Annotated in this window: 7 protein-coding genes; 2 read left to right on the plus strand and 5 right to left on the minus strand. The window is 40.7% G+C overall.

Features of this window, described 5'->3' with window-relative positions; all coding sequences use genetic code 11:
• Nucleotides 1-26: 26 nt before the first annotated feature.
• From VK664_RS06455 to VK664_RS06475, 5 genes are all read right to left on the minus strand, one after another.
• Nucleotides 27-2,777, minus strand: a complete 2,751-nt coding sequence (locus VK664_RS06455; protein WP_461397808.1) for an ATP-binding protein — start codon at nt 2,775-2,777, stop codon at nt 27-29.
• A 30-nt stretch (nt 2,778-2,807) separates the two neighbouring features.
• Nucleotides 2,808-4,562, minus strand: coding sequence for a toll/interleukin-1 receptor domain-containing protein (locus tag VK664_RS06460; RefSeq protein ID WP_461397809.1), 1,755 nt, complete (start codon nt 4,560-4,562; stop codon nt 2,808-2,810).
• 183 nt (nt 4,563-4,745) lie between these two features.
• Complete coding sequence (locus VK664_RS06465) at nt 4,746-7,955, minus strand: TIR domain-containing protein (RefSeq protein ID WP_461397810.1); 3,210 nt, start codon at nt 7,953-7,955, stop codon at nt 4,746-4,748.
• A gap of 68 nt (nt 7,956-8,023) precedes the next feature.
• Nucleotides 8,024-9,976 carry a CHAT domain-containing protein gene (locus VK664_RS06470; RefSeq protein ID WP_461397811.1) on the minus strand — a complete coding sequence of 651 codons (1,953 nt, stop codon included), beginning with the start codon at nt 9,974-9,976 and terminating at the stop codon, nt 8,024-8,026.
• An 80-nt stretch (nt 9,977-10,056) separates the two neighbouring features.
• Nucleotides 10,057-10,788: a hypothetical protein gene (locus VK664_RS06475; protein WP_461397812.1), complete on the minus strand. Its 732-nt coding sequence runs from the start codon at nt 10,786-10,788 to the stop codon at nt 10,057-10,059.
• Nucleotides 10,789-11,053: 265 nt separating this feature from the next.
• Here VK664_RS06475 and VK664_RS06480 point away from each other — a divergent pair, with 265 nt between their 5' ends.
• Complete coding sequence (locus VK664_RS06480; RefSeq protein ID WP_461397813.1) at nt 11,054-12,094, plus strand: STING domain-containing protein; 1,041 nt, start codon at nt 11,054-11,056, stop codon at nt 12,092-12,094.
• Nucleotides 12,095-12,107: 13 nt separating this feature from the next.
• A complete protein-coding gene (locus VK664_RS06485) occupies nt 12,108-12,263 on the plus strand; it encodes an ABC transporter ATP-binding protein (RefSeq protein ID WP_461397814.1) in 156 nt (51 codons plus the stop codon).
• Nucleotides 12,264-12,295: the final 32 nt, after the last annotated feature.

The raw sequence follows: 12,295 nt of genomic DNA on the forward strand, positions 1-12,295 counted from the left end.
ATTGTTGGCATTTAAGCAATCCGCGATTATTTCATTCCCCGATTCCCATAGATATTTTTTTTACGACAACTAGCAGCAAGTTCATCCTGGTTGAAATTTAGTATGTAAAGTTTTCCTTCTGCAGTCCCTATCAGCAGTTTCATAGGTGCAACAAATGATATCGCATTTACCCATGAATTAAATCTATATTCCAGAGGGGCACTTTCAACTAATTTTGTTGTAGTCAGCCGAAGCCTGGAATCAGCGCCGGCCGTGGCAAAAAACAATCCTTGTTTATCGATTGCAATATCATTGACACGGGAATTTGGCAATTGAAATAAACCTTTAAAATGTTGACCTGATTTAATTGGATATTCAGATAAATACAGCCATCCATTAGTTGTACCAGCGACAACAATATTTTTGTCAGCGCTCAATTCAAATGTGGATCCAAAGTTTTCATCAAAATTGAAGATCAGATTGTTGCCCTCTTTTGCCTGCGTTCTTAATTCCCTGGAAAATAATACAAGGGTTTCCCTGGAGATCAAAGAAGATTTTTCATTGCCTGCCAAATATTTTTCCCTTAGTTCAGCAGCTGAATTATGAATACTGAAAACATAAACCATATTGTCCATATCCTTTATGACTAACTGACTCTTCTGCCTGTCGAAGTATCCCGAATTGTTGACATAATGAAATCTCTTATCGCTCCAAAGTAATTTGCTCGAATCTTTTTTTAATAAATCGAAACTTCTGATTTCTCCGGCATCGGTTATTATCAAAAGTGTTGATCCGGCTACAGGAATGATATCAAGAACGGAATTGGGAAGCGAAAGCACCTCCTGCATGGAAGTATCGGGAACAGCTTTGGCCAACGCCTCTGTAATCTGGGGAACCCAGGCGTTGTGATTATGTTCCGCGTTCAGATCGTAAGATTGCGTTGCGAGACTGATTTTTTCGTAAGGTTTTTCGGACAGGATTGATTCGAGTGCAAATTGTATTGACTGGGTGATATTTTTTTTATTATTCTCAGCAGTCCTTAAGCTGTCTGCGAGGTGTTTCTGCTGATAAGCTACCCGCCTGCTTGAATCAGCAATTTCTGCAGACTCCCTTGCTTTATCCCGATCTTGCCTTGCCTGTTGCGCACTTAAATTTGCAGCGTGCTGGCTTATTGCCAGGCTTGAAGCATATCTTGTAGCTTCCAGGCTGGCAGCATCAGCACGTTTCCTGGCAAGCATTTCATTTTCGGAAGCAATGATTTGTTTTGCCAGTGCACTGTCCGCCTGTTGTTGACTCCTGATGGCATCCTCTTTTGCTTTGTCTGCAACTATCGTGGCATCTTCAGCTTGTTTTCTTGCATCCTGGGCCCTGTTCTTTGCATTATTCATGATAATAGAGACAAGAATTAGTCCCACTATAGTTGTAATAATGATTGCATTTTGAGACAGATTTCTTCTCCTCTCCCTTTTGATACTCAGATCGACAAACCGATTTTGCTCCTCCGTGATCTTAAGCTTACGGCGGATGGGTTTAATATATTCCAACTGCCATGCATTAAGAAAATCCTGTCTTGTCGGATCAGGCGAAAACCTGCTTTTTATTATTCTTTCTGCTTCCAGGATTTTTGATTGTTCAGGCGACCGGTTTTTTGCAATTTCATTTCCGAGGCTGTCATGTGCTATCTCAAACAAATTGTCGTTCTCAAGATATCTCAAAACACGCCTGCTCACCAGGGCATTGATAGCCTCCTCCACGGTCTTTTCAGGTACTTCGCCATTTAGGCGATGTTGGATTGAAGCCAAAGACGCCGGAGCCTTTGTGCCTTCCATTGTAACAAAAGGCCAAAGTATTGACCAGATGTTTTCCCTGGTGACCTGTATTCGTTTGTCCACCAATATTTTTGTCACTACCTGAACCTGGTCTTCAAGAAAATCTTTCAAGACATCATCAATCCCACCAAACGCCAGTAATGCCTCAGGGGAAAACATGGCTTTTGCTTTCCGGGTTTCATCGTTTGTAATATGCAGGTAAAGCTTATCAAGATAAACCTGCAGGTAGGGCAATTGGATGGTCAGCGTTTGCTCACGGCCCCTGACCTTTTTGAATAAATTATCGACAAACAATTCTATATCCGGCTCTTTCAGAATTATATTGGTCTTTCTACTCCCTGCTATGCCAGTGATAACCTGCCTCACTTTATCGAGGTTCATCTTTTCGATCCGAAGCTTTTTGCGCAGTAATTGTGGTACTGATTTTTCGAACTCGTACAAAAAAGCCAGGTATTCTTCCCGTATACTGAAAATGATTTTTACAGGTTGTTCAACCGTGAGGATATTTTTTACAGTTTTTATAAAAAGATCCTGTTCCTCTTTATCTCCAAGAATATAAATTTCCTCCAACTGGTCGAAGATGAGATATATAGGACGGAAATTGTTAAGATAAATTGCTCTGAAAGAGTTTTCAAGTGGGTTGAAATCGTCGGCGACTTCCTCAGTAGTAGTGATATGATCCGTTGAATGTTCATTGTTGCCGGCGGCTTCTGCGATCGCCCGGTCAAAAGATTGATTAATATTGGTGCCCCGACGGATGTTCAATGCCAGCCAGTCATGCGTCTGAAACTTTCCTGCCAGCCCACACTGGATTAAACTGGTTTTACCTGTTCCGGAAGCACCATATACGAGTAACACATTTGTCTGGAAAACCATTTCATAAAGTAGATCAATTTCTTCCTGGCGGCCGAAAAAAATCTCCTTGTCTTTTTCCAGGTATGCATCCAATAATTTAAAAGGATAAATCATATAATATTTATCTTAAGCTTGCTGTGCCGGCTATGCGCTGTTCGATAGCGTTCCTGTTGCGTTCTCAATTATAATTTTTTTTGCTTCGGCAAATTGCCACAATACGATATTTCGTTTCAGGTTTTTTATGCCTTCGCGATCTGAGATCAGCTGACTGGGGCCGCCGGCTATGTCCATCCCTGTAGCTGAAATATTTTCTATGCTATTGTCTTCCCATGAATAATAGTCAAGGCTCTGGCCATCGAAACTAATGTTCGAATAAAAGTAGAGTTTAGCGCTTCCCTCAAGATTTAATGCATTCATATTTAGCATAAAAGGAAAAAGGTTTGTTCCTTTCCAGTAATCCAATTTGAATAGAAAAATCGCATCAATGTTGCCGGGTATATCGAGGTAATGTATTCTTTCGATATTTGATCTTTGCTTCCTGTCGAGACCCAACTCCGTATAGTTGTGGAGGTAGTGGGGTATGGTATTTCTCAAAGCATAATAACTGATATCCTTAATGGAAACCATTTTATATCCTGTCAGGAATGCAAGTGAAGAGAAAAATGACGATAATTCTTTTTCTGCCTCAAGGCAAGTCTCAAAAGATATTTCAATAACTTCCATCTCTTTCTTTATGGCTTGCAGATTTTCGATTGCTTTTACAAAATTGCTGTCAGGATTAGTAGCTTCGTGCAGATCAGCGAATTCAGTGAATGGAGCTTCCTGCGGAAAAGCCTCAAAGATGGAGACCAATGCCTGCAACAAAATAAGGTATCGGTCAAAGCCTGGCGCAATAGTACGTTCAAAAAACTTTCTGATAATCTCAAGCTCTTTTTTTGGTATGATAAATAATTTGTTGATCTCATAATCCCATAGTCTTGAAATAAATGCAAAGGACAATAACTGCAGAGTCATTTTTGTAAGATGAAAACAGTTTTCCAGGTAGGTTGCATGTTTGTTATCAATATCGTCTGTTTTAGTTTTACCTATTGCCCATAGCCTGCTGAACTGTGTTCCGAGTGTACCTGGAAATGCAGAAGAAATAAGGTTTTTCGCGAGGTTGCTGGTGTCAGTATCCCTTTCCCAATTGTCGTAGTTGCCGGACGCATCTTTTAAAAAAGCCGATGCTTCTTCATTGTATTCTGCCATTCCCACCATTAGACTTCGTGTGAGTATTTCATTAAAAACAGGCAAAGGTCTACGGCGTCTCAATTCATCGAAATGAATATCAATGGATTTTTTTAATTCAGAAAAATCATTAGCAAGGATTTTCGCGAGGTCGCTCGCATTCATATCTGCAAGTATCCCCATCAACCTGGCTGTATTGGAAGCAATTTCCCGGTAGGTTGAAAGATCTCCTGATATTTCTGCGCGGTTCGATCCACCTTTCCTGATTTCCTCTTCGAGCTCCCGGTGCTTGTTTTCCCAAAAAGTTGTATGATTTGATATTTGTAAGCCATCAAATATTTTTACGTCATCCAGGAACAGTGGAAATATTTTCTTCTTCATCTCATCAGCATCAGAATTGGAACGCCTGTAAATAGTAAGTAACTCAAACATGCAGTTATGGGACTTCAGGTATTTATCGCTGATTACAACTATGATGATTGCGGCTGAGCCTAATCGTTCCATAAAAGCTTTGATATTGCCCCTGTATCCTACATCATATTTATCCCGAACAACAGTATATCTGTCACGCCGTAGCGATTCGTATAGCTCGTTGACGATCTTCTCACGGTCATAACCTTCTTCAGTGTTATCCGCCCAGGCATACGAAAAGAATATTTCCGGTTTAGGCATAACAATAATTTTCTAATCAGTAAACGCTAATAAACAGATGGGACATTTTGGGATTACTGTTGGCTATTATCAGAGGTTTACAAGAGGCCGGAAAGACGAGTGCAGACGAGTATAGAATGGCTAGTATTATACTAAAGTTAAATATTTTAGATCAAATTGATTGCTTTTCACACCAGAACGATTTTAAGCCTGCACCTTGGCCGTTAAAACATTGATGATAGTCTTCCACGCCTCATCATTGCCGGGGGTTCCAATAAAAAATTCTCTTTTGTCAGTATGGTTCGGGTCAAACATCATCTGGTATTTTTTCAGATCGGTTTCGCCCCAGCTGCAATGAAGTAATTGAATAAAAAACAGCTCGCATTGTTTGCCCATCTCCATGTTCATTGCATTTTTTACCTCCTCATTCATGATATAAGGCGTGGCAAGAAAATCCGGACTCAATAAAAATATTACAAGATCCGAGCTAAGCATTTCCTTCTGAATACTATCATCCCATTTAGCACCGGCTTCTATTTTCCGGTCATACCAGGGCTCAATGTATCCCGCGGTTCGCAATACATCAAGATGAGTCCAGAAACGTTTAACAAATTCAGAATTTTTTGAAGAGTAAGAAATAAATAATTTCTTGGGTACCTTTTCAAAATTAACCAGGTGCTTAAAATCATTAACCGTAAATATCTGTTTACTCCCCTGGAAAATAAAATTTTTGCCCTTAACCTGTTTAATCATTGAACTAACCTCAAAGTAATCTTCACTGTTTATTGAAACTTCCTTTGTAAAGCTCCAGCCCTGATTTAATTCGTCCATTTCTTTTTCTATCTCCCGTTCCAGGCCCGTTCTTCCAAATGGATATAAGGTGCGGATTTCAATCCTGCAGGCAGATGGTTCTTTCAGGAAGTTTATGAATACCATTTGTGGGCGGCCGCCTGTTTCCTTTGATAATATGAGGCCGTTTCGCCAGTAGTAAATAGACTTTATCGCGTTGTCAGCTTCGACTTCGCCAGTTTTTTTACTGACAAATTTTGCGAATAGTGACATCACCAGCAGTTTATGAAAATATGCGGTATATACATACCGGATCTGGCAATGCACAAATGCCCTCGCGAAATTAGCGACATGTGGATCTGCCACAACAGGAAGAAACTGCGGCACGAGGTAAGTTTCATCATCCAAAGGAATTACAGAACTATTTTTTATAAGCAACGGAAGTATGTGATCAATGTATTTAAATTCTTTTATCTGATTCGCTAAAAAAACCCCTTTACTACCACCTTGCTTCGCTTCATTCATTAGTTTCTTAATCAGGTCATTGAGTTCGCTAATACTTGTGAACACTATACCTTCATCACCATTTTTATCCGAAGCAGAATGATCAAAATACAAAGCTCCAAGATTGGTTAATACACTTGCAATTGTTTTAGCATCCGGTATATCCAGGGTCCCCTTGTACTTGGGAATGAGTGACTCGCACTTATCCTTGAATTCGCTAAGTGTCAGTACTTCGAAAGGTATTTGGCCCTGGAGATATCTTTCGATGATTTCATGCTGGTAAGTAACAAGTTTCCTTCCGGCCAGGTTTAGCTTTCCCAGGCAGGCATCGAGTACTTCATTGATACTGCTTACCCGGCTCTTCTTACTCAGTGATACGTTGTAGAATGTAGTGATGTTGGAATATTTCTCACGAAGCAATACCTGGTTAAGCAACCCTTCGCCCTGGTCGATTTTATTCTGAAGCACCAATACCGGGGCCGTAGTAGACAGATCCGCTTTTACAACTGATTCTTCAGCCACAATCTTTGGGTCAGATGGGCTGGTACTTTTTAAGACAGCCTTATTTGTGAGGTCATTAGGCTCTTTCACACCATTGAAGACATGCGCTTCCTTTCCATAAAGGATATATTTGATAGATTCCAACCAGTATTCAATGGGAAAATCTTCATAAATCAATTCAGTTTTGTCAGCAAGTTTCTCTTTTCTTTCAGCATAAAAATTAGTAGCGGTATCCCATAATAGAACATAGGCGGTATCGTGTGAATAATAGAGGCGATGGAGATCATGATAGTAATCCTGCCCACCGAAATCAAAAATGTTGACCAACATAAGCTCTCCACTTTCTGACTTTAGGAAAGGCGCCCTCCAACTTTGAATCTCAAGTGTGTCTGTGGATACATGATTCTGGTTTACTTCCTTATCCCTCAAAAACTGGCTAAAATTCGTCTTTCCCACGCCACTATTCCCCATCAGTATCAACTTAAGGACTTCCAGCTTTTTCTCGCCATGTTCTTTTCCCTTGCTGAAATGATCGACTATGGCAGGAGTTCCCAGCGCAATTACTTCTAATGGAGGGTCAGAAATTGGATTTCCCCTCACAAAGATTCCGGCCTCATCTTTGCTTAGCGCGAATTTCAAGTGTATAGGAAGTCCTCCTTGTAATCTTGGCAATAAAGACCGTATAGACGAGATCCTGTTGTCAGTTAATACAATCCGGTAAAGATTTTTTAACCCTGCAAGGATTGAAACGTCGATTATCCTGTTACGGGCGGCGTATAAGGTTTTTAGATTATTTAAATGCGAGATCCCGGACAACAATTCAATATTATTTGTGGAAAGCCCAAGCAACTCAAGCTTTAAACAGTTTTCCAATCCTTTAATTTCAGACAATCGGTTTCTTTCGAGGTCCAGGTATGTTAAGTTTACTAATTTATCCAGGTTTTCTATCGTTGTGATCTCGTTGTCTGATAAATCAAGATTTTCAAGTCTGACAAGCTTATCAAGGCCATCTATTTTTCTTATGGAATTTTTCTGCAGGTCAAGAATTGTAACCCAATTCATGTCAGCAATATCCCTGGGAATGCTATATAATTTACAATCCGAGAGGTCTAACGTTGTACTTCTTTCCTGGCGACATTTTTTTATTATCCCGAGCGCTTTAGTATTTCTAACCAGATAATAAAGAGGATCCAACGCTTCTGCAACCTGAGAGTATGCTTCTTCCCTGTTTTGAAATTGCGATATTGGCCTGCCAAAAGCAGGAACTGCCTGCCATTTTGCAAACGGCTCATTGAGCCATTCGCAATTATCCAGAATAACAGGAATCAGGTAAGCTTTCCCGGTCTCAACCCTCTCAATAATTTGCGGCATCTCAAAAGAATCAATCGTCCTGGATGTTAAATAATACTGGGATATCAACAATAGAAAAACGTCCGCTTCATTTCTCAACCTTATTAGCACTTCGCGCCAGTTATCGGAGGGTGTCAGCAAATGATCCGATAATATTTCGTACCGCGTACTTGACTGCATTAAGGTTCTTATAATCTCGTCTTTTTCTTTTGTATTGCTATGAGAGTACGATATAAACACTTTTAGCGGTGCGGAAAATTGTTCCATCATAAATAGATTTTCTCAGAATTAGTTACAATGTTAATTTATTCTGCAACTCGTATTGTGAACGCCGGCAACTAGCTGGATTTAAGCAAAGGGATTACTTCTGTTGCAATATCTTTTAATACAGGCGGGTAACTATCTTTATACATCGCCGGCCACCAGTTAATGTATCTTTCAAACTGGCGAAGCGTCGATTCCCGCGCAGCCAGGCATTCGTCGCCGGTTCCCGCTGTCTTAGTAAGATACTCTTTGGCAATTACTATGGCAGCAAGCAGATCTTCATCGGTAATTGGCTTACCGCTAAGTAAAGGTTTAAGAAGATGTATCTCGGCTAAGGTTCCCCATGCCCATGACCTTTGAAGATCCGATTTTGCATTCTTTTCATCTCTTTGCGCCATTCGTTTAGTCACAAACCAGATTTCAACCTCATCCAATAAGGTTCCTTCTGTAATTGCCTTCATACTTAAATACTGCATAGCCGTCCAATGACTGGTAGGATTTGCCTCAAAGCCACCATAGTAATATTCTTTTGCTTTGTTAAGAGCAAACTTTGAGTCCCGGATTAAGTCATGAGCCCTTTCAGCATCTAACCGACTCAACTTAAAAAAAAACTCCGCCTGTCTTTTATAAGCACTGGCGAGTAAACCCAGATGCTCTGCCTTCAGGGCCTCCGTTAATAAACGACTCGTACCGTTGTCTCCAGGATTCAGATGGCGGGAGAGTTGTTTAATGGATTCTGAAAGCCTTTCTTCAAGTCGCTGCAGAGCACGCGTTCTTTCTTCATCATTTAGTTGATCCCAGAATTTAAAAACATGATCAACCCATGCATTCGTGACCCGCATCGAATTAAACATCAAGTGAAGACTTGACGCTTCCAGCTGTTCGTCAATATTTTCGGGAAACCTGGTATATGCAATAAGGCTGGCCCAGTCATGGCTCTGCTCCTGGCTTAAAATAATCCTGGCTTCATACAATGCCAGCCGCGGGTCCGTAGCTTCAACCAGGTATTTGAATAATGTTTCTAACAGTATTACAGAGCCGTTTTGTGTAAGCGGAAATTGTGATGCAAAAACACAGGGTATTCCACAGTTGTGCAAATGATAAACCAGGCTTCCGGCAGAGAAAACTGTGTTTCCCACGTTGCCACTATCACAAACCGCCAATGAAATGATAGCCGGTTTTTCCGCTGGTTGGCCGATAACAATCGCTTCAGCTAATGATTTACCCGTCACCTTCTCTTTTTCTTCATGAGAACCGTGTTGACACAGGATCAACGTGAATTCTTCCGAGCCTCCCCGCAGCGAACGTTTGCCTCCATGAGCTAAAACATGAATATGTGTATAGGGTCGCCCTTCATCATTTGCTTTTTTGATTGCGGCTGTTATTTTTTCAAGCGAGGCGTCCGGTAATTCAGTCAGAATTTGAGATGTATCAGGTAAAGGAAAAGCACTGTCTTTCCGTGGCCTTACCAATGGAGAAACTATGTCTGTAAGTACCCGTCGGTGTTCATCGTGTGGAACGCGGAGTTCTTCCCCCGGTTGTGCCCATACAAATAGTATACGCGGGATCTCTGGCCATGCATATACAGACACTGATTCCTGGCGGACTTCACGGGTTAGTATTATTTTCCGGTTTGGATTTAAGAGTAGCCGCATCGGCTTTCCATCCAAATTCTTATCTGAAGCCAAAGCAAATTCAAACGGTATCTGCGCCAATTCCAATGGAGTTGTGACAAGTCTTAAATGCAGCGGCTCTAAACTCTCTGTCCCGGTTTCAACATATTCCAGACTTAAGAAAATATCGGTTGCCAGCTTCTGAAAATACCTGATGGCTTTCGAAGTAATTGAAGGATCATTGTCATTATAACGCAGATCTTCTATGAAACTGACAAATTCGTCCTGCCTGCAATCGATCGAAAAAGTGATCTCCGGCTTGGACCCGCACATTGAAATGTATCGGGTTTCGGGGTTAAGAAGAAAACCATTAGCAGTACCGGTCCGGGCAATTCCAACTATCAAAGAATTCATTTGTAAAGAATTGATACGACTTTGTCTAAACCGGATCTATTTATCCACCCACCCTCATAACTCATAATTCATAATTCTCTTCAAACGTCATCTCCCGGAACTTCCTGTGGATCTAAAAAGATTGGCATATCATCGTCACCACGATCACCGTCACCCATGATCAGCACTTTCGATCCACCAAATATCTTCGACTTGATACGGAACAAACCAAGACCAATCACGCCGTTTTTGCCATTAATCTTCAGGCCAAGCGCTTTATTTGTGTCGACATTGACACCTACACCTCCAAGTTTCATATCTCCTATCAGTGATGCTTCGCCGGTAAAATCGAGCTTGGTCCCTTTTTCGATAGTGGATACGATGATGGCATCAATGGCATTGTATACCTGGTGTACCACCTTCCATTGACCATCCCAGGCTCCGGTAGCTTTTAACAACTTGGACAAGGCATTCACGTTTTCAATAGTTTTTACGGTGATCTTTGGCGACTTTACCAGGAATGATTTTTCCTTTGAAAACGTAATCTGGATACCAGCTTTTACCTGTCCGGCAGCTGCAACATCTACCGTAGCATTTCCACCCAGCTTAACAACTGTTGCCCCTTCAGATGTAAAATCAATATCAGCTTCAGAACCAACACCTTCTTTGAAAGTCACTTTAAAATCATCAGTGATATTCCCAAGTTTTGAGAACACGCCGTCAGCGAAGATTCCGTAATCGCCAAGGTTAAACTGGTTAACAATTGGCACCCAGGCGGCAAAGACATTTAAATGTTTTTGTATAATATCATTAAACATATTAGGTACTCCCATGGTCGTTAAATGTTTTAAGGTGAAATAATTTGCGGAATTCTTAAATCTTCATTTTGTACAAATGCTGAAAATCAGAGAGGGAAGTTTTCGGAGGGGAGCGGTGTTAATGGCGTTATTCTATAGTAAAATAATAAATTTTATTCAGAACCCGTGAATCAATCCATTTTTCTTAAGACCAGAACCGGTAACGCTTGCTACAAATCCCTGAATCAGATTAGGGCATTAGAATTCAGACTTACGTAACTTCTACTAAATAACTCCAGCTATGAATCCAAAAGAAATTATAAAACGTTGTTTTGTCATCGGTCCTATGCGCGATATCGATCGTTTGCGACGACTGGCAAATGAAATAATATTGCCTATTGTATCCCCCGAAGGTTTTAAAGTGATTACTCCCGAAGAAGGGGAGATAGGCACCATCATGCACCAGATATTATTAAACCTGGAACAGGCAGATTTCCTGGTAGCAGACATATCGAATAACAATCCAAATGTGATGTACGAACTCGGCGTGTACCATTCTTTTGGAAAACCATATATAGTGTTGAAGGATACAAGTATTGATAACGAGGGCACCAAAACACCTTTCGATGTAGCAGCTTTCCGTTATTCATTGATTGATACAAATAAGGCCGGGGAGGCTATCGCCATACTAAAGCCGAACATTGTCAATCTTATAAGGAAAATAAATGTGCTGGATTGGTTCCCAAATCCGGTGACTTCATTTTATATGTCGCCTGTTGCAGAGATACCAACGGCCGTCGGACTGTCGAAAAATTATTTGAAAAATTTCCTTAGCATCGTTCTACCAAAAGTCTTTTTACGAAATGAAATAGGATCGGGATATGAGCTGGACGTGAAAGTGCAAAACGGTAATCACCTTTCTGAATTTGAGACGGTTCCCCTGACACTACGCGACAAACTGAAATTTGAAGTTTTGATTCCTTCAAAAATGCACATGGCAGATCATGATTACATCCGCAATCTCAAGGAGAGTGGAATATTAAAATACAATAACGCAAAAGTTTTCAGACGCTCACGCGATTTCAATGTTCATTTCAGACATGATGAAGAAGGCAACCTTGTCCTGGCCGATATACCAACGGTGTTGTCAACGCTCAATGAATCAATAAGCAAGCGCAGGGGAAATCAGGCAACACAGGTTAATGACGAAGACTGGAATTTACTGGAATACCAGGAGCTTGAACGATTCGCAACAAAATGCGAGATCTTCAAAAAAGATCTTATAAAAAAGTATCCCGGAATAATTGGGAGGATAGATATAAAATGGGGCTGGGATATTTAAAAAAACATTTTTCTTGTTACCTCCCTGTACAAACTTTACGTCCAATCCATCGCACCATTATACAAGGATGTTAATAAGGTCAATCGCCTCGCTGAAAGACAACAAAAAAAAGTCAAAAAAAATATTTTTCAATGTAAAACAAAACTATTTACCTTGGAGCCGGAAATAAAACCCCTTCCCAAATTAAATACTACTACTCTA

The sequence above is a fragment of the Flavitalea sp. genome, from assembly GCF_035489435.1.
Lineage (GTDB): Bacteria > Bacteroidota > Bacteroidia > Chitinophagales > Chitinophagaceae > DATHKG01.